Origin of the sequence: Paenibacillus cellulosilyticus (assembly GCF_003182255.1) — a bacterium.
Lineage (GTDB): Bacteria > Bacillota > Bacilli > Paenibacillales > Paenibacillaceae > Paenibacillus_T > Paenibacillus_T cellulosilyticus.
This window is the reverse complement of the sequence record NZ_QGTQ01000037.1, coordinates 44,544-64,584: the sequence shown is the minus strand read 5'-3', so window position 1 is coordinate 64,584 and position 20,041 is coordinate 44,544. Positions and strand designations below refer to the sequence as shown.

Below are 20,041 nucleotides of genomic sequence, written 5' to 3'. Positions count from 1 at the left end.
AAAACTAGGCGACCGCTCTCCTGTTGAATTCAGGGAAGCAATCGCCGCATAATTTACCTCTTTTTTAATTGTCTACTTGACGGGGATATGACCAATTTAGCAAATGCTCGACCTTTTTTTTGATTCTAAAAATCAATCTTGGTAAAATGGAAGAGATAAAAACTTCCATTTACAAAAACTTAAATTTTGAAAGTAGCCGTGAAACGGAGCATGCGAATGATTCTGTAGAAGCAGAGCGTATGCTTCCGAAGCAGCTTTTCTCCGAAAAGCTTTGAGCGTTCGCCTTTGTCCGGATTGTTACCCTTTCTGAACTTTTCTAATCAGAACAATCTGGACACAACAGCGATCGAAAGAACATTCGCATGCGCAGTGCATATTGGCTATTTCTTCAGCTCCGATTGAACGGCTACTTTGCCCCCCGCAGGATGAAGTTGTACAAATCTCGGAACACGTTAGCTCGTTGGAATGCGAAGAGGATGACGAGCGATACCGGGCCGATGATGAGGCCGAGTACGCCGAACAGCTTCAGGCCAACGAACATCGCGATGAGAGTCGGCAACGGGTCAAGCCCGACACTGCTGGCGAGCACTTTCGGCTCGATCATTTGACGAGCGACGAGAATGACGCCGTACAGGATGGAGAGGCCGATGCCAAGCTGTACGTCGCCGTAGATGAACGTATAGGCGATCCAGGGGACCATGACCGCGCCGACACCAAGGTAAGGCAGCAGGTCAACGAAACCAATGAGCAGGCCAATCGTGATGGCATAGTTAACGCCAAGCAGCAGGAGGCCGATAATAACAACAACGGCTGTGATCGAAATCATAATGAACTGTGAGCGAAGATAGCCGAACAGTGCTTTTTGTAGATCAACCCATACGGTAGAGATGGATTTCAAGAGGCCGGTGGGTACCCAGCCGGTAACCACTTTAGCGTGCTTATGCCAATCCTTGCCGATAAAGAAAGAAGCAAGCAGGACAACAACGGTTATCGTCAGGACGTTTGGCAGCGAGATGAGAATGGAAGTCAGTCCGTTGAAGAAATGGGTAACGAGGTTCGTACTCGCCTCTGCCAGCAGGTTGGCTGTATCTTCGATTTTGTTGTTAATCGGCTGCTGATATTTCGGATTTTCGTTATAGAAGGTACTAATTTTATTGATCAAGTCCTGCATGTCAGGCGTGTTGACGAATTTATCGAACTCGTCGCGCCACCAGTTGATCGTACCATTAATCGATTGAGATAGATGAATAACTTCGGTAACGATTCGGGTAATGAGGGCCGATATGATGGTGACGGCGATAATAACAAATAGGAACAAGGAGAAGGTTACTGCGAGCCATCTTGGAAAGCGCGCTTTCTTCTGAAGAAAGCGAACAAATGGGTTGAGAACGTAAGCGAGAATCCAACCGATCAAGAAGGGGTAAACGAGTGGAGTGACATAAATGACGGCGAGCACGAGTAGAGTGAGCATTACTGCAACGAATAGGCCACGCCATAATCGCATGGCTACGACTTTGTTCAAGTTGCCGCACCTCCTAAGGATGAGTTCACTATGTATCCTTCGTGGTCATGCTGTACTAGAAAGTTTAGCATGAATCCGAAGCTTTTACCAAAGCCCCAAGAGACATCTTGATCGTTTTGTAAAATGGTGGATTCGTTTTAACACTACCTTTACAAATCTTTAATATGGAACAAATATTCGACAAGCATAATGAGGACAAGAATGGAGGCGCTCGGCCAAATGAAGCAAATAATGTCCCACTATGTAAACCGTGATCTTAGTTGGATCGAATTTAACCGACGCGTACTACGCGAGGCGCAGGATCCGACTACACCGCTCTTGGAGCGAGCGAAATTTCTTGCAATCGTATCCAGTAATCTGGATGAATTCATCAGCGTACGGGGAGCTGGCGTTCAGACTCAGATGAAAGCGAGCCTTACGAAAAAGGACTTTACTGGCTATACGCCAGCAGGTCTGTGGAAAAGACTGATCAAACGGACTTCTCAAATGGTTACAGAGCAGTACCGCACGTTCCGTGAGGTTATGCGGGGCATGGCGAAGGAAGGCATCGTATTCCGCGGCATCGATGAGCTGAATGTGACGCAGACGACGGCAATGGAGCGTTATTTTCACGATATCGTCTTCCCTGTCCTGACGCCGATGGCGGTTGACCAGAGCCGACCTTTCCCGCTTGTACATACAAAGGAACTGTACATGTCCGTTCTTCTTCGTAAAGAAGACGATGCACCAGACGAGGAGCCTTATTTTGCAATAATCCAAATCCCATCCATACTGCCTCGTCATATCCCGCTTCCTGTACGTTCCGGTACCAAGCGTACCGAATTCGTGCTGATGGAGGATCTGATCGAGAATTATATCGACACCCTCTTCAAAGGGTATACGCCATATGCTGTTCATCCGTTTCGAATTACGCGAAATTCTGATCTTACGCTCAATGAGGAGAATGCAGAGGACCTTCTGGAAGAGATCGAGAAGGAGCTTCGCCGCCGCCGTTGGGGGATGACGGTGCGTCTTGAGGTCGATAAGGATATCGATCCATATGCGCTTTCCGTTCTCAAAGACGAGCTGGAGGTCAGCGACAATATCGTTGAAATCGATGGTCCGCTTGATTTGAGCTTCTTGATGAAATTCGCGCTCACGCTGCCGAATTACGAGAATTTGCGATATGAACGTATGGAGCCGGTTTATCCGAATGAGTTCGATGATACGGACGATATGTTCGAGGTGGTGCGCGAGCGGGATGTGCTGATGTATCACCCGTATGAATCGTTTGAGGCTGTAACGGATTTTCTCGTACAAGCAGCTTATGACCCAGAGGTTCTCGCGATCAAAATGACACTTTACCGGGTTAGCGGCCAGTCGGAGCTCATTCAGGCACTCGTCAAAGCGGCTGAATCCGGCAAGCAGGTGACAGTGGTCGTAGAGCTGAAGGCTCGTTTCGACGAAGAGCGTAACATTGCATGGGCACGCCAGCTGGAGAAGGCAGGCTGCCACGTCGTATACGGCTTGATCGGCTTGAAAACTCATGCCAAAATCATGCTGGTCGTGCGTCGTGAATCGGATGGATTGCGCCGTTATGTGCATGTCGGTACAGGTAACTACAACGATAATACAGCGAAGCTGTATACCGATATTGGTTTGTTTACTTCTCACCCTGTCATTGGTGAGGATGCCTCAGCTCTGTTCAATGAGATGACGGGCTACTCCGCACCCTATGATTGGAAAGCTTTTGGTGTTGCGCCAACATCGCTCAAAGATAAAATATTTGCTTTGATCGATCGGGAGAAGGAGCATGCCGAAGCGGGTCGCCCAGCGCGAATCGTTGCGAAGATGAACTCGTTGTCCAATCAGGAAATGATCGATAAGCTGTATTCCGCTTCACAAGCGGGCGTTAAGATTGATCTTATCGTGCGTGGCGTTTGCTGTCTGCGTCCGGGTGTTGAAGGTCTTAGCGAGAATATCCGTGTCATTAGCATTGTAGACCGTTATTTGGAGCATTCCCGGATGACGTTGTTCGCTAACGGCGGAGATGAAGAAGTGTATCTGTCGAGCGCTGACTGGATGACACGTAACCTGAACCGTCGTATCGAGCTGATGTGTCCTGTATTCGACGTCTATCTTCGCAGAACGATTCGGAACATTCTGTTCATGAATCTTGAGGATAACGTCAAAGCTCATGAGCTATTGTCTACCGGCGTGTATCAGCGCGTAACGAACGAACTGGCTCCGATGAGGAGCCAGTTCGAGGCGAAACGTATATCCAGTTGGAAATCGCATTAATAATTCGGCAGTGAAAGCACGGGTGTAAGCTGCCACGCTTTATTAAAATCTTTACTTAGCTCTTCTACTTCGGCCCGCTCGACATCGAGCGGGCTTCCGCTTGTCAACGCTTCTAGCTTCAGCGTACCTTGCATCGAATGAATCGCTAATCGGCCGATCGATTGCGTTTCGGTTCGGTCGAGTGCTATGGCGAGCTGCAAAAGCGTGCCAAGCAACGTTATATACTCTAGGTCTGATTCTTCCAACAGCTCGCGATATTCGGCAATTTGCTGGCGCAGACGGCTTTTTCCCTTGAAGGAAGCAATAGCTGCGACTAGTACCATCTCACGATGCGACAAGCCATTCAGATGCGAGTTTACGATCAGATAGAAAGAGTGCTTCGCATAATGGTAGTAGTCGATCGATGCGCCGATTCGGTACAGCGAGGAAGCGGTGTCCAGCCAACGAGACGCGCGCTCTGGCAGCTCTAATTGGGCTTTTGGGCTCAAATACTCGAACAGCTGCATCGCAAGCCGATTGACCTGCATCATATGCGGTCGAGGCGCTTCTGGGTGCAGCAGGCTCAAGTTGCGTACGCTGTAGCCGAGTACATCGTCCATTCGTGGCTGATTCGGAAACCGGGTATCATAGAAAAGGCCATCTCGAAGTCCTGCACCGCACACAAGGTAGTGGGTCGCCTGCAGCTTACGGAAGAAGTACCGGAGAATGGCAAGACCGGATACGATAACGTCAGCACGATCTTTGGACAAGCCTGGAAATTTATTGCGCTTGTCTGTTGGTATTGGGCGAAGCTGCTCGAACAGCTCATCTGTCCGAGAGCTGGATATGGTATAATTATGGGTCAGCGGGAACGCATATTTGTTATCCGCTTGATCAACTTTGCTCAGTGCTCGTACGGTACCGCCGACACCAATGAGCGGAAGGCCAGGCGTCCAGCTCAGCCATGCTTCTTTCCGGATTGTATGCTCTACTGTTCCCTCAAGCTCGCTAAGCGCTTGATCGGATAATGTCCCGTCGTTAGCGAGATATTGGGACATATTTACGCAGCCGATAGGGAACGATACGCTCTGTACGAGTGTCCGGTCGCGAAATAACGATATTTCGGTGCTTCCGCCGCCGATATCGATCAAGAAACCTTCACGGACATCGAGGGTGTTTACCATGCCAAGGAAGCCGAAACGAGCCTCCTCTTCGCCGGAGAGCACCTCGATGGTGAGTCCTGCCTCTTCCAGCACACGTTCTACGATTTCGTCCCGATTCGCAGCGTTGCGAATCGCTGCAGTAGCTACAGCGCGTATATAGCCCGTACGGTGATGGGCGCAAATGAGTCGATAATGGTTCATGATATCGATCAGTTCGTCGATTTTCTCTGGCCGTAGTCGACCTTCATTGTCGATGCTTCCACTCAATCTGGCGGGACGTTTGCTGCCGTCGATGACGCGGTGAGCCCCGTTGGCGGTTCGTTCATAGACGGCAAGTCGAATAGAGTTGGAGCCGATGTCAATAATGCCCAGACGTTGTTCTTTCATGATTGGTTCCTCCGAATTACAATTAGACTGCCGCTGCCTCGACTGAATGACGGCTGGTGTCATTAGTTTACCATTTTCTAGTCGCGATTCATAACGTTCTTGCCGATGATAAGGGAAATATGTTATTTTTTTTAACTGTGGCAAAAATACTTTATTAAGTCGATAAAGGAATTCTATTCGGTGTTTTGTGCCGTTTTGTTCACTTCATGGTCAAAATTCGGTATGATTAGATTTGTTGAAAATATGACGAGATTCCTTTTTCATTGGATAATTCCGAAACCGAAGGAGAGAAAAACATGACAGCAACCAAAGGTCTGGAAGGAATTGTCGCTGCGACATCCTCCATCAGTTCCATCATCGACGGCGTACTTACGTACCGTGGCATTAATATCGATGATTTGGCAGAAAACGCTTCTTTCGAAGAGGTTGCTTACTTACTCTGGTTCGGCAAGCTGCCTACTCAAGCTGAGCTCGACGATCTGAATCGTCAATTCAGCGAATATGCTGCACTGCCTAAGCAAACCATCGAGCATCTCAAGCTGCTGCCAAGCAACAGCAATTCTATGGCTTCCCTGCGTACAATCGTATCGAGCCTCGCTCTGTATGATGCAGAAGCAAACGATATGACCCGTGAAGCGAATGTTCGCAAAGCGATTCGTCTGCAAGCACAACTGCCAGCAGTCGTTGCTGCTTACTCGCGCATTCGTCAAGGCCTTGAGCCAATTGCGCCGAAACAAGGCGTTTCGATCGCTCACAACTTCCTTTTCATGCTGACTGGCGAGGAGCCAAGCGAAGTCGCTATCAAAGCGCTCGACCAAGCACTCGTTTTGCATGCTGACCATGAATTGAACGCTTCGACCTTCGCAGCACGTGTTACGGTTGCAACGTTGTCCGACATCTACTCGGGCGTAACTTCGGCAATCGGCGCGCTGAAAGGACCACTCCACGGTGGTGCTAACGAAGCGGTTATGGTCATGCTCGAAGAAATCGGTTCGCTTGCAAACGTTGAGTCCTATATCAACGACAAGCTGAACAATAAAGTTAAGATCATGGGCTTCGGACACCGTGTCTACAAGAATGGCGATCCGCGCGCGAAGCATCTTATGAAGATGTCCCGTGAGCTTGGCAAGCAGAAGGGCACTCTTGAACTGTACGAGATGTCTGTTAAAATTGAAGAGCTCGTAACAGGTCAAAAAGGTCTGAAGCCGAACGTTGACTTCTACTCGGCATCCGTATACACGACGCTTGGCATCCCACGCGACTTGTTTACACCGATCTTTGCAATCAGCCGTCTGTCGGGCTGGACTGCACATATCCTTGAGCAATATGAGGACAACCGTCTCATTCGTCCGCGTGCTGAATATACAGGACCGACGAATGTGAAGTACGTACCAATCGCTCAACGCTAAGCTTCTGCTTGTCCAGCATCATCATCTATTATTTTTAGGAGGAACTAAATCATGCCACAATTCGAGAAATTCGCTCTTCCAACGGAAGGTCAACCAATCACGATTCAAGACAGCCAGCTTCAAGTACCTAACAATCCAATCGTACCTTTCATCGAAGGTGACGGCACGGGCCGCGACATCTGGCGCGCATCCGTTCGCGTTCTCGACGCTGCTGTAGAGAAAGCATACAAAGGCGAGAAGAAGATCGCTTGGTACGAAGTATTCGCTGGTGAGAAAGCATTCAACCAATTTGGCGAATGGCTGCCAGCTGATACGCTGACGGCAATCCGTGAGTACATCGTTGCAATCAAAGGTCCTCTGACGACGCCAATCGGCGGCGGTATCCGTTCCCTGAACGTAGCTCTTCGTCAAGAGCTTGACCTGTACACTTGCCTTCGTCCAGTACGTTACTTCGACGGCGTGCCTTCGCCAGTTAAACGTCCTGAGCTCGTTGACATGGTTATTTTCCGTGAGAACACGGAAGACATCTATGCTGGTATCGAGTACCAAGCTGGTACGGAAGCTGTTAAGAAAGTTCTCTCGTTCCTGCAACAAGAAATGGGCGTTAACAAAATCCGCTTCCCGGAAACGTCCGGTATCGGCATCAAGCCAGTATCGTCCGAAGGCTCGAAACGTCTTGTTCGCGCAGCGATCGAGTACGCAATCAAGCATGGCCGCAAGTCGGTTACGCTCGTACACAAAGGCAACATCATGAAGTTCACGGAAGGCGCGTTCAAGAACTGGGGCTACGAAGTAGCTGAGCAAGAGTTCGCTGAACAAACGTTCACGTGGGGCCAATACGACGCAATCAAAGCAGAGCAAGGCGAAGAAGCGGCTAACGCTGCTCAAAAAGCTGCTTTGGATTCCGGCAAAATCCTCGTTAAAGACGCAATTGCAGACATCGCGCTGCAACAAGTTCTGACGCGTCCTACGGACTTCGACGTAATCGCAACGCTCAACCTGAACGGTGACTACCTGTCCGACGCACTGGCTGCACAAGTTGGCGGTATCGGTATCGCTCCAGGCGCTAACATCAACTACCTGACGGGCCATGCGATCTTCGAAGCTACGCACGGTACGGCTCCTAAATATGCTGACAAAGACGTTGTTAACCCAGGTTCGGTTATCCTGTCCGGCGTAATGCTCCTCGAGCACCTCGGCTGGCAAGAAGCCGCAGACCTTATCTACAAAGGTCTGGAAACGTCGATCAACAACAAAACGGTTACTTATGACTTCGCACGTCTGATGGAAGGCGCGAAAGAAGTTAAGTGCTCGGAGTTTGCTGATAAAGTTATCGAGAACATGTAATCCCGCAACCCCCTAAATCCCCCTTCCCCAAGGAAGGGGGACCCCAAAGGGCTCCCGCCCTCTGGACACCGGAAGGTATTCGCATATGCGCGCCTGGGTGACTAGAGAGTAGGGAGCCGCTTTTGTCCAATCCCCCACAATCCTATTCGTCGGAATAGGATTGTGGGGGATTGGACACGCTTTATGTTTGAGGGTGTGAGTCGCTTTAGTGGTTGGCGGATTCGAACGTTTGGGGCGGGTGCGTGCTGACGTGTTTGGTCCAGATTGGGATTTGGCACTCGCATGGCTCGTGCAATGTGGGGCTTGTGGGTAATACTTCGAGGACGACGATGGTTCCCTGCGGGAACGGCCATCGCCGAAAGGCGTGGGTGAATAGCTTCGAGGACGACGATGGTTCCCTGTGGGAACGGCCATCGTCGAAGGGCGTTGAGGGTAAAGCTTCGGGGTCGACGATGGTTCCCAGTGGGAACCATCGTCGAAAGCATGTTCCCTTGGTGGGAACATTTTCTTCGATGGGCTTAAAAGTACGGGGGTGATTGCATGATCGTGTGGGTGATTAAGGTTGTTGTTGTGCATGCATTGATACATGCAATCATGACGTCGGTGATTGGGAGTTAGCTGCGAGATCTTAAGCTAGATCAAGGAGGAATCCGAGATGGCGATTAAACGGAACAAGATTACGGTTGTTGGGGCGGGTTTCACGGGCGCTACGACGGCGCTGATGCTTGCGCAGAAGGAATTGGGCGACATTGTGCTCGTTGATATTCCGCAGCTGGAGAATCCGACGAAGGGTAAAGCGCTCGATATGCTGGAGTCGACGCCGGTTCAGTGCATTGATGCGAAGATTACGGGGACGTCGAACTACGAGGATACACGGGATTCCGATGTGGTCATCATTACAGCGGGTATCGCGCGTAAACCGGGAATGAGTCGAGATGATCTTGTAAACACGAACGCGGGCATTGTCCGGTCAGTGTGCGAGAACATCAAGGCGACGAGTCCGAACAGCATTGTAATCATTTTGTCGAACCCGGTTGATGCGATGACGTATGTGGCGTATCACGCGCTTGGTTTTCCGAAGAATCGCGTTATCGGGCAATCTGGTGTCTTAGATACTGCTCGTTATTGCACTTTCATTGCCCAGGAGCTGAACGTTTCGGTTGAGGATGTTCGCGGCTTCGTGCTTGGCGGCCATGGCGATGACATGGTGCCGCTCGTTCGTTATTCGAACGTTGGCGGCATTCCGATCGAAAAGTTCATTCCTGCCGATCGCATTGAAGCGATTGTGAAGCGGACACGTGTCGGCGGCGGCGAGATCGTCAATCTGCTCGGCAACGGCAGCGCCTATTACGCGCCTGCAGCATCCCTTGTTCAAATGACCGAAGCGATCCTCAAGGATAAGAAGCGGATCCTGCCTGTCATTGCCCTGCTGCAAGGGGAGTACGGCTATAACGATCTGTTCATGGGTGTCCCGACGATTATCGGAGGAGACGGTATCGAGAACATTTTCGAGCTGGATCTGACCGCAGAAGAGAAGGCAGCACTCGACCAATCCGCTGAGTCCGTACGCAGCGTCATCCAAATCGTCCAAGGCTGACAGCACGCTCATAATGTTTTATAATAGCTACAGGAAGACCCTGACAAGCTGCACAACGCTCAGGGTCTATTTTTTTGGACTCATAGGGGCACAGCCCCGAATTCTGCTCGAACAAAAGCTGTGCCCCAGAGGGGCAAGCGACCCTAAGCACGCAGTAACACACTCGCGTCTCTTATTTGCCGCAGACCCCTTCCGGGGTCCAGGGGACGGGAGTCCCATGGGGTCCTCCCTAGTAGGGAGGATTTAGGTGGGTAGAAGTCTGAGGATTCAGGTGGGCAGAAATGATCAAGGAGGGGTTCGTTTGCAAGAAGCAAGAAACCTGCTGAAGCAGGTTTACGGCTATGATACGTTTCGTAAAGGTCAGGAGGCGATCATTAGCGGCATAATGGAAGGCCGAGATTCGCTGGCGATTTTGCCGACAGGCGGGGGCAAGTCGGTCTGTTATCAAATTCCTGCGCTGCTTATGGACGGCACGACGCTGGTCGTATCCCCCCTTATATCGCTGATGAAGGACCAGGTCGATGCCCTCAATCGGCTTGGTATAAAGGCAGCATATCTTAACAGCTCGATGAGTGCGGTTGAGTACCGGGAAGTTATGCGTCAAGCATTCATGGGCGAGTACAAGCTGCTCTATGTAGCGCCAGAGAGACTTGATGCACCGATGTTCGCATCGCTGTCCGAGCAGATGCATATCCCGCTTATTGCGATCGATGAAGCGCACTGCGTATCGCAGTGGGGGCATGATTTCCGTCCCAGCTATCGTCAATTGGCGGGCTGGATTGCACGGATGAACAATCGCCCACTGGTCGCCGCTTTTACAGCAACGGCTACGGAAGAGGTGGCTCGTGACATTGCGAGCATGCTCGGCTTACACGACCCTAGCATTCATGTCAGTGGTTTTGCACGTGATAACCTGTCGCTGTCGGTTGTAAGCGGAGCGGACAAGCCAGCATTTCTGCGCAAGTTTATGGGGGAGCGGAAGGATCAATCGGGCATCATCTACGCGGCTACTCGCAAGGAGACGGAGCAGGTACATGCCGTACTTGAGAAAATGGGCATTCCCGCAGGCAAGTACCACGGCGGGCTTGGCGATGTGGAGCGGGCGGAGATGCAGGAGAAGTTCCGTTTCGACGACGTGCGTGTCATGGTTGCAACCAATGCATTCGGCATGGGCATCGATAAGCCCAACGTAAGATTTGTTCTGCACTGGCAGATGCCAGGCGATGTTGAGTCCTACTACCAGGAAGCGGGCCGTGCAGGGCGTGACGGCGAGGAGAGCGAATGCATTTTGCTTTTCGAGCCGCAGGACGTTCAAGTCCAGCGTTTCCTCATCGATCAAGGAACAGGCGACGGCGATCGGAAGTCGATTCAAATGGCGAAGCTGCACACGATGATGAACTATTCGCGAACGCAGCGCTGCCTGCAGCAGTTTATCGTTGAATATTTCGGCGAAGCGGATGTTCCGCCCTGCGGCAAGTGCAGCAGCTGTCTCGATAAGAGTGAATTGATTGACCGTACAGACGACGCGCTTAAAGCGTTATCCTGTGTCGCGCGTCTGAAAGGCAAATTCGGGGTTACTACTGCTGCGAAGGTGTTGAAGGGCTCACGCGATAAACGAGTGCTGGAGTGGGGGCTGGATAAGCTTTCTACTTATGGGCTGTTCTCGCGCTGGCCAGAGAAGGAGATTTCGGATTGGCTGTACTGGCTCGTTGCTGAGGGCTATCTTGTCATGAGTGATGGGCAGTATCCGACCGTATCACTCGCATCCGGCTCATTGCCGGTGCTGGAGGGCAGGGAACGGGTGCAACAGCGGAAACGGACGACGGTTCGTCAAGCATCGTCTCAGGCTGTCAGCTCGCCGTTATTCGAAGCATTGCGTGAATGGCGGAGAACGGCTGCGGCACGCGAGAAGGTACCGCCATTCATGCTGTTCTTCGATGCAACGCTGCGTGAGCTGGCGGATGCGGCACCTACTTCACGCGAACAGCTGTTATCCGTCAAAGGGATTGGTGCAGCGAAGGCGGATAAGTACGGCGATGATATCATGTCCATTATTCGTTCCTTCGCCGCGGACAGCCCGACAACTAATGAGGTACCAGAGTTGCTAACTGTTAGCGCGACTGTTGATTATACGAATATGGACACTGTGGATAGCAGCAGTAAACCTGCATCGAGCAAGAAGGCGTCAGCAACTACATCTTCGGATGGCGATGGCGCAAGTCACGTGCAATCTCTCGAGCAGTTCGAAGCGGGCATGAGTATGAAGGACATTGCTGCTGCTCGTGGCCTGAGCGAGGTCACGATAGAGGGGCATTTGATTCGATGTGCATTGGAAGGACTTTCGGTAGATTGGGAGCGAATGCTGCCAGCAGTTTACGAGGCTCAGATCATGGAAGCTGTTGATCAGGTTGGGGCGGAGAAGTTGAAGCCAATCAAGGAAGCGCTGCCCGATGAGATCAGTTATTTCATGATCAAAGCAGCGCTTGCCAAGCGCAGTCTTCAATAAACGGCAATATCGTGACAAACAGCGGTTGCGCTTTGAGTAATGGTTTATATTTTAGTATACTAAAGATGATACAAAGGCAACGCTTTCTTGCGTATGCTTTCGAAGCAAGCAATTTGCTTAACAGGGGAGTATGTCGCAGCAGCGAGCAAATTGCTAAGCGTATGCTTTCGAAGCAAGCAATTTGCTTAACAGAGAGCATATCGAAGCAGCAAGCAAATTGCTTTTAGGAGGAACAGAAACGTGTACAACTTTATGATTTGGCTGCACGTAATTGGAGCGGCAGGCATGGGCGTTTACTTGTTAATGCCAGTGCTTGTCGGACAAGCAACGAAGCTGACAGGTGCAGGTCAAGAGGGACTTTCGGCGGGCCTGTACTCGGCTAACCGCATTGCACAGTATGCGCTGATCGTGCAGCTGCTGACAGGCGGATACCTGATGTCGCAAGGAGATTACTCGACGCTGTGGATGATTATTATTTTGCTTATTTTCGTAGCGATCGGCGCACTCTCCGGCATTATGGGCAAACCGCTGAAGCGGATCGGCGAATCGATTCGCGACGGGAAGAGCGCAACGGCACACATCGCCAAAGCGCGCGCACTGAGCTTCATCATTCTTGTGCTTTATGCTGTAATTATGTATTTGATGACCAATCCTTTTAGCTAAACCGCAAGGCTATCATGGGAGGTAGTGTCGCATGACGCAAGCATCGCCTGATTTGATTACATTCGGCGAATCAATGGCTTTGTTCATGCCGCCGGAACACCGAGCGCTCGAGCGTGCATCCACGCTCGAGCAAGGGTTCGGCGGAGCAGAGAGCAATGTCGCAGTAGGGGCTGCGCGCTTAGGCGTGTCGGTAGGCTGGTTCGGAGCACTTGGTAACGATCCGTTCGGCCATATGATTGTGAAGACACTTCGTGGTGAAGGCGTTGATGTCTCCCGCGTGAAGCTAAGCAACGAGGCTCCGACAGGTCTCATGTTCCGTGAGACGGTTGCAGGTCGGCTGGCCGTTCATTATTATCGGAAGCACTCCGCAGCAAGCCGTATGCAGCCTGAGGATCTAGACGAGGCGTACATTCGGGGCAGCAAACTGCTTCACGTAACCGGTATTTCGATGGCGATCAGCGAGAGCAGCAGACGGACGGTTGAACGAGCGGTAGATATCGCACGTGATGCAGGCGTACCCGTTAGCTTTGATCCAAACTTGCGTTTGAAGCTGTGGTCGATCGAGGAAGCACGTGAGGCACTTCTGCCACTCGCGGCGAAGGCGGACTATTTCCTTCCGGGATGGGACGAGCTTCAACTGCTGTATGAGACAAGCGATTGGGAGATTGTCGCAGCGCGTCTGTCTGAACTTCGTGCGATTTCGATCGTTAAGAGTAAGGACGATCAAACGGTAATTCTGGGCAAAGGCGAGACGCAAGGGGTACCTTTCTACCCGGCTGACAACGTTGTCGATACGGTTGGAGCAGGTGATGGATTTTGTGCGGGCTTCTTGTCTGGTATTGTAAAAGGCATGACACCACTTGAAGCGGTGAAGCTTGCGAGCGTAACGGGCTCACTGGCCGTCCAAATGCGCGGCGACTGGGAAGCGCTCCCGACATGGGCAGTTGCATCTGCGCGACTGGGCGGACAAGCTTGGGTAGAAAGATAAAAAGACAGGCTCTGGTCTACTGTTCAACAGCTAGACAGGGCCTGTCTTATTTTGATTTACACGTTTACGCTATAGCTCAAATAGTAAGCTTTGCCCCACAGGGGCACGCGCGCGATATTATCACCCAAGAACGCGTTCGCGCCTCTGCTCAACCAACGTTCACCCTTCCGGTGGGCCAGGGATACAGGTTTCCGTGAGGAAACCGCTTCGGAAGCATACGCTTAGTCCCGTGGGGGTCTTCCTGGCAGGGAGGATTTAGGTGGGCAGGGATCTTTAGGTGGGTGGAAACTGCGAATTTGCTCGAGGGTCACCTACTACGCTATGATGAACGATAGGTTGTATGATAATGGGGGAATGAAACGTGACGAATCAGTCGCGAGAGACGGCAGAACAAGCCGCACTGACCGCGAAGCGCAAGGGGGAGCATATTCGAATCTGCTTGCAGGAGGACGTGGAGGGCGAAGGTATTACAGCCGGATTTGAGCGGTATCGTTTCGAGCACTGCGCGCTGCCGGAGCTTCAGTTTGAGACCATATCGCTGGCTGCTTCATTTCTTGGAAAAAAGCTGAGTGCCCCGCTGCTCGTCAGCTCCATGACTGGAGGCACGGAAGAGGCGTCCGCGATCAACGTTCGATTAGCTGAAGCAGCAGAGGCGAGAGGCTGGGCGATCGGGTTAGGTTCGATGCGCGCTGCAATCGAAAGCGAGGACCTCGCAGACTCGTTCCGTGTACGACATGTTGCGCCAACAGCGCCGGTTATCGCAAATCTAGGAGCAGTGCAGCTTGCGCTTGGCTATGGCGTCGATCAATGTCGTCGTGCAGTAGAACTCGCGGAAGCAGATGCACTCGTGCTGCATCTGAACGGTATGCAGGAGCTGTTCCAGCCAGAAGGGGATACCGATTTCAGCGGCTTGCTCGAGCGGATTCGAGAAGTGTGCCATCGTCTTGAGATGCCGGTTGGCGTGAAAGAGGTAGGCTGGGGAATCGACGGCCGAACGGCTCGGAAATTGTACGATGCAGGTGTTTCTTTCATTGATATAGCAGGAGCGGGCGGGACTTCTTGGAGCCAGGTTGAGAAATTCCGTACAACGGATCCGATGCGTCGCGCAGCAGCGGAAGCATTCGCGGACTGGGGCATTCCAACAGCAGATAGTATTAGCGATGTAAGAAGGCACTTGCCATATGAAGCCGTTGTCATTGGAAGCGGCGGCTTGAAGAACGGCGTTGAAGCGGCAAAAGCGATTGCGCTAGGCGCGAATATCGTAGGCTTCGGCCGGACACTGCTCCCATATGCTGCACGGGCGGGAGATTCGGGGCTGCTCCATCGTCAGTTTGAGCAGATTGAGTTCGAGCTGCGAGCTTCAATGTTCGGTATTGGTGCAGCATCGATCCAAGAACTTGCCGCGACTGAACGGCTGCAGGAGAAGAACGGGGCTGCACGATGAGTAAGCGAACTCTTATCGTTGCAGGCAGTATGAATATGGATGTCGTAAGCCGCGTAGCGCGGTTCCCTCGTTCTGGCGAAACGGTACATGGCAGTGAGGTCCATTATTTGCCGGGCGGTAAAGGTGCCAATCAGGCGGTAGCAGCAGCACAATCAGGTGCGTTGACCTGCATGATCGGTGCCGTTGGTACGGATGGCTTTGGTCAACAACTGTTGGATGCACTAAAGCTGAAGCAAGTGGACGTGACGGAGGTTAGCGTGAAGGACGGGGCATCTGGGATCGCGCTCATTGCAGTTAGTGATGCCGGAGAGAACCAGATCGTCTTGTGCGCAGGAGCGAATGGCAAGGTAGCAGACGTAGAGATCGATGCGCTGGATCGTCTGCTGACCGAGGCAGGAGCAATTGTGCTGCAAAATGAAATTCCATGGGCCTCAAACGCGGCCTTCATGCGCAAGGCTTCAGATGCGTCCGTACCCGTCATATACAATCCAGCACCGGCAGGACAGCTGGAAGTTGATGTACTGCCGCTCATTGATACGATTATACTCAATGAGACGGAGACCGAACTCATTACCGGCAAGATGCCGCAGGATGAGACGAGTCTTGAAGAAGCGGCGGCATGGTTTCTAACGAGAGGAACAAGAGCGGTTATTATAACGCTAGGTGCGGAAGGAAGCTTCTATCGGGATGCCGAGGGGATTAGCTGCCGTGTGCCTGCCAGACAAGTTCAACCGGTCGATACGACAGCGGCGGGGGATACTTTCATTGGTGCTTATGCTGCGATCCGTTATGGAGGAGCAGCGGGTGATGCCTCACCGCAGACAGCGCTGCAATATGCAACAGCAGCTGCAGCGCTGTCTGTTATGAAGCTCGGAGCACAGGCTTCGATACCGAATCGAACCGAAGTGTTTGCTTTTATGTCGGATACCAATTAATTATGAGTTCGAGCGGCTGTTGGCTCACTCGTCGAGCTGCCGATGATGAGTTCATTCGGAAGCACTTTGCGTCTCGGTTGAATCTCAGCTCTGCCTTCGATTCGTTCGATCAGCATCGTAATGCCAAGCTCTCCGAATTGATAAGCAGGCTGCTCCGCTGTCGTGAACAAGGGATCGATTAAATCGCGGTAACCGAGACTATCGAATGTTACGATCGACATTTGCCCCGGTGTCTCGATACCGCGGCGGCGGAACGACTGGAGCAGCCCGAGTGCTTGTAAGTTGTTGCCGGCCAAGATTGCGGTTGGAGCGGGTTCTAAGGCGAGCAGTCGCTCGACAGCTTGCTCCATATCGTGCAGCCGATACCCGGTCTGGAAGACGAACCGCTCATCATAAAGCAGACCGTTCGCGGCAAGTGCTTCCCGATAGCCGTCATGCCGCTCGCGTGCGGTCGATACGTCGAACGTACCACCAACCAACGCAATGACACGATGACCAAGCTGCACGAGATGATCGATCAGCTTGCGTGCACCTCCAACGCTGTCACCAACGACGGCATCGCACACAATACCCGGCACATCGCGGTCAATGGCAACGAATGGTGTGCCATGCCGCTTAAGCGCCTCCAGCTGCTCTTTGGAATAGTCGCTTGCAGGGGTCAGCAGCACGCCATCTACTCGAGTCGACAGAATCGTTTCGATATATTCCTTCTCTTTAATTAAGTCCTCATCACTGTTACCAAGCAATAACTTGTAACCATGCGCACGCGCCGCATCTTCTGCACCGCGCGCGAGCGTCGTGTAGAATGGGTTTGTTATATCGGTAACCAGCAAGGAGACGATATTCGTTTTCTGCAGCACAAGCGAGCGCGCCATGGCGTTAGGGACGTAATTCAGCTCCTCCATCACATGACGGACTTTTGCTCTCGTTTTGTCGCTAATTCGTCCGGTATTGTTAATGACGCGTGACACTGTCATTGCCGATACATTCGCTTGCTTGGCAATATCGTAGATCGTAACCATCAGCTTAAACCAGCCTTCCTATCGAACCTTTATGTGAGAGACCTCTAGCGAGATCTTAATATGAGGATCGTCATCTATGGTTCCATCGTACTCAATTTATGGATTGACAGCAACAACAATGCATTGTCACTTTAGCGTTATCGGTAACTTCAAGCTGAAGGCATGATCGAGCGCCGCAGCGGCTCAATCGTCAACGTACTGTCGAAGGCAAGAGACCATATGGAGCATTAATCGATACGCGTGAGTACGGAGCCATCTCGGCACTCGCGATTAAATAGGGCGATCAAGCAGACGGAGCTTGATCGCCCTATTTGCGCTGCATGCGTTTTGCTCGTCTGACCTATAATGAAGTACAATGGACTGTAGTTTCTGTTGTTTCTTCTGCGGCTGTCGTGGGCATACAGGTTCAGTAAGAAGGATGTGCAAGCGATGAGTGACTGGTATGAATCAAGCTTCGGCGACGACTATATGGTTGTATACCGACATCGGAATTGGGATCAGGCAATTGCTGAAGTTCGATTACTGCTGGAATGGCTTGAGCTGCCTCTTGGCTCGAGGATGCTTGATGTCGGGTGCGGAATGGGGCGCCACGCGGTTGCGCTGGACGAAATGGGCTATCGCGGGATCGATCTGTCGCTGCCGCTGCTGAAGGAGGCGCGCAGCCACGATGCGCATCATTACATAAGCTGGCAGCAAGGCGATATGCGTGAGCTGCCTTATCCGGATAACGCCTTTGATGCGACGGTCAACCTATTCACTTCCTTTGGCTATTTCAGCGATGAGGACAATAAACAGGTGCTTCGTGAGCTGCGCCGGGTGCTTCGCTCGGGCGGCGTTTTCGTTATCGATTATCTTAATGCCAGCGAAGTAAAGCGTACGCTTGTACCTTGGTCTGAACGGGAAGATGAGCAAACGGGCTGGATCATCCGCGAGCATCGGACGATCGAATTAGATGTGGTATGCAAGACGATCTCGATAATTACGCCGTCCGGGGAAGAACGGCACTATGAAGAACGAGTAAAGTTATATAGACTCGATTGGTTCGAGAAGGCACTCGCTGAGGCAGGTCTTCGTATATCGCGCATTGCGGGACAATATGATGGCACGAGCTATAACGAGTCCGAGTCGAAACGATTGATTATTAGTGGGAGAGCGGATTAAATGACGAACGAACAATCAAATACGAATAAACTAGAATTCATTCAACAGCTGGAGAACGGTTGGTTACGAGTTAAGGTTCCACTGCCATTCTCGCTGAAGTATGTGAATGCTTATCTGATACCAGAGCCTGAAGGTGGCTGCACGGTTATTGATCCAGGGCTGCATACGCCTGAAGCTGTTGAAGCATGGGAAAGCGTACTGCAGTCGCTAGGCATCACGTTCAGCGATATTGCACGCATTGTACTTACTCATCAACATCCCGACCATTATGGACTGGCTGGTCTGTTCCAGCAGCGCAGCGGCGCACCGGTATGGATCAGCCGCGCATCGCAGCGATATGCGGAGCGGATGTGGGGCGTCGATCGCTCGCTAGCTGATCGATTGGTAGAAGTATTCCGGCTTCATGGCATGCCTGCAGATCTCCGTGACGGCATTAAAGACAATTTGGAGAGCTTTGTACCGATGGTCTCCCCGTATCCAGCGGTTAGCTATATGGAAGCGGGCGAGCCGTTCCGGTTTGGTGGCATCGATTGGACGACAATTGAAGCGCATGGCCATGCGGAAGGTCAAATTTTGTTCTATGATGAAGCGAGTCGAATCATGATCTGCGGGGATCAGGTGATGCCGGATATTACACCGAACGTAAGTGTTGTGCCTGGAGAGAGAGAAGACCCATTAGAAGCTTTCCTGATCAGTCTGGAGCAGCTAAGCAAGCTGGACGTTTCATTGGCGCTGCCAGGTCATCGTGACCCAATCATCGACTTTACAGGACGCTGTGAAGCACTGATTGCCCATCATGCACGACGTCTGGACAAAATGGTTGCTTTCATACAAGAACAGCCGGAATCGTCAGTAACGGGATTTGCGATGTGCGAGCTGCTGTTCAGCGGCCGCATCACGCTTAATATGCACAATTTGCGTTTCGCGATGGCGGAGACGCTTGCTCATCTTGTTCGCCTTGAGAAGCAGGGCAGAGTGGCGCTGCTGGAGCAGAACGGACAATACATCTATCGAGCCAAATAACATCAAACGCACGACTAACAAACAATAAAACGCCCGCGTTCCTCACCAAATGATGAGAAGCCAGGCGTTTTTTACCTACGAGCATCTGCTCTGATTATGGATTTCTTTATAGGTTGCGGCTGCGATCGGCGTAATAATAAAAAGCTTTCGTCAACAGGTCAGCCAATTGTTGGCTTTGCTCTTCACCCAGATGCTCGACTAAGCCTCCTAGGGACTGCTTGAAATGCTCGTCTGCTTCTTGTGCAATTTGCATCCCCTTCGGCGTCAGCACGAGATCGAAGGATCGTTTATCCTCAGGATCGATTGTACGCTCGACAAGCTGATCCTCGATTAATGTCTTCATCAGCTGGGTAACGGACGGTGGAGTTACCATCAACCGCTTGCTAATTTCCGACAGCTTTACACCGTGTCTTCCATCCTTCATGCCTTCCATGACGCAGAACAGTACACGCAGCTCACTACGCTTGTATCCTCTAACCGGCTGCTGCCGCCATTCGGCCTTGGAGAAGCGCAAAAATGCGTCGTGCAGCTCTTGAATCGTATCATTCTTTTCCATAGATTCTCCTGTCTATAATGGCAAATGTATATTGTTAATAATACTTGAATTGTGCCCAA

The 20,041-nt window shown here is 51.6% G+C and carries 15 protein-coding genes; 11 read left to right on the top strand and 4 right to left on the bottom strand.

Going from position 1 to position 20,041, the window contains the following annotated elements; genetic code table 11:
- Positions 1–406 precede the first annotated feature (406 nt).
- Positions 407–1,522: a sporulation integral membrane protein YtvI gene (ytvI, locus tag DFQ01_RS27790; protein WP_110047193.1), complete on the bottom strand. Its 1,116-nt coding sequence runs from the start codon at positions 1,520–1,522 to the stop codon at positions 407–409.
- Between the two features lie 219 nt (positions 1,523–1,741).
- Here ytvI and ppk1 point away from each other — a divergent pair, with 219 nt between their 5' ends.
- Entirely contained in the window at positions 1,742–3,802 is a 2,061-nt protein-coding gene (gene ppk1, locus DFQ01_RS27785; protein WP_110047195.1) for a polyphosphate kinase 1, read from the top strand.
- Here ppk1 and DFQ01_RS27780 read toward each other — a convergent pair.
- Positions 3,799–5,331, bottom strand: a complete 1,533-nt coding sequence (locus DFQ01_RS27780; RefSeq protein ID WP_110047192.1) for a Ppx/GppA phosphatase family protein — start codon at positions 5,329–5,331, stop codon at positions 3,799–3,801. The two genes, ppk1 and DFQ01_RS27780, sit on opposite strands and share 4 nt — an antisense overlap.
- Positions 5,332–5,627: 296 nt before the next feature.
- Between DFQ01_RS27780 and citZ the strand changes: the two genes are divergently transcribed.
- The 8 genes from citZ (at position 5,628) to rbsK (ending at position 16,220) form a co-directional block, all read left to right on the top strand.
- Positions 5,628–6,740, top strand: coding sequence for a citrate synthase (citZ, locus tag DFQ01_RS27775; protein WP_110047191.1), 1,113 nt, complete (start codon positions 5,628–5,630; stop codon positions 6,738–6,740).
- A gap of 51 nt (positions 6,741–6,791) precedes the next feature.
- Positions 6,792–8,087 carry an NADP-dependent isocitrate dehydrogenase gene (icd, locus tag DFQ01_RS27770; protein WP_110047190.1) on the top strand — a complete coding sequence of 432 codons (1,296 nt, stop codon included), beginning with the start codon at positions 6,792–6,794 and terminating at the stop codon, positions 8,085–8,087.
- Positions 8,088–8,742: 655 nt separating this feature from the next.
- A complete protein-coding gene (gene mdh / locus DFQ01_RS27765; RefSeq protein ID WP_110047189.1) occupies positions 8,743–9,684 on the top strand; it encodes a malate dehydrogenase in 942 nt (313 codons plus the stop codon).
- A 301-nt stretch (positions 9,685–9,985) separates the two neighbouring features.
- Positions 9,986–12,190, top strand: a complete 2,205-nt coding sequence (recQ, locus tag DFQ01_RS27760) for a DNA helicase RecQ (RefSeq protein WP_110047188.1) — start codon at positions 9,986–9,988, stop codon at positions 12,188–12,190.
- 240 nt (positions 12,191–12,430) lie between these two features.
- Positions 12,431–12,853, top strand: coding sequence for a hypothetical protein (locus tag DFQ01_RS27755; RefSeq protein WP_110047187.1), 423 nt, complete (start codon positions 12,431–12,433; stop codon positions 12,851–12,853).
- Positions 12,854–12,884: 31 nt separating this feature from the next.
- Positions 12,885–13,841 carry a sugar kinase gene (locus DFQ01_RS27750; RefSeq protein ID WP_110047186.1) on the top strand — a complete coding sequence of 319 codons (957 nt, stop codon included), beginning with the start codon at positions 12,885–12,887 and terminating at the stop codon, positions 13,839–13,841.
- 361 nt (positions 13,842–14,202) lie between these two features.
- A complete protein-coding gene (gene fni, locus DFQ01_RS27745) occupies positions 14,203–15,285 on the top strand; it encodes a type 2 isopentenyl-diphosphate Delta-isomerase (RefSeq protein ID WP_110047185.1) in 1,083 nt (360 codons plus the stop codon).
- Positions 15,282–16,220: a ribokinase gene (rbsK, locus tag DFQ01_RS27740; protein ID WP_110047184.1), complete on the top strand. Its 939-nt coding sequence runs from the start codon at positions 15,282–15,284 to the stop codon at positions 16,218–16,220. Before fni ends, rbsK begins: the two co-directional genes overlap by 4 nt.
- On the opposite strand, the gene DFQ01_RS27735 is transcribed toward rbsK, so the two are convergent.
- Positions 16,217–17,242 carry a LacI family DNA-binding transcriptional regulator gene (locus DFQ01_RS27735; protein ID WP_110047183.1) on the bottom strand — a complete coding sequence of 342 codons (1,026 nt, stop codon included), beginning with the start codon at positions 17,240–17,242 and terminating at the stop codon, positions 16,217–16,219. The two genes, rbsK and DFQ01_RS27735, sit on opposite strands and share 4 nt — an antisense overlap.
- Before the next feature lie 429 nt (positions 17,243–17,671).
- Here DFQ01_RS27735 and DFQ01_RS27730 point away from each other — a divergent pair, with 429 nt between their 5' ends.
- Together DFQ01_RS27730 and DFQ01_RS27725 are read left to right on the top strand one after the other, a co-directional pair.
- Entirely contained in the window at positions 17,672–18,403 is a 732-nt protein-coding gene (locus DFQ01_RS27730; protein ID WP_174812767.1) for a class I SAM-dependent methyltransferase, read from the top strand.
- On the top strand, positions 18,404–19,426 hold the full coding sequence (locus DFQ01_RS27725) for an MBL fold metallo-hydrolase (RefSeq protein WP_110047181.1): 1,023 nt from the start codon (positions 18,404–18,406) through the stop codon (positions 19,424–19,426).
- Positions 19,427–19,532: 106 nt separating this feature from the next.
- On the opposite strand, the gene DFQ01_RS27720 is transcribed toward DFQ01_RS27725, so the two are convergent.
- Entirely contained in the window at positions 19,533–19,982 is a 450-nt protein-coding gene (locus DFQ01_RS27720) for a MarR family winged helix-turn-helix transcriptional regulator (protein WP_110047180.1), read from the bottom strand.
- Positions 19,983–20,041: the final 59 nt, after the last annotated feature.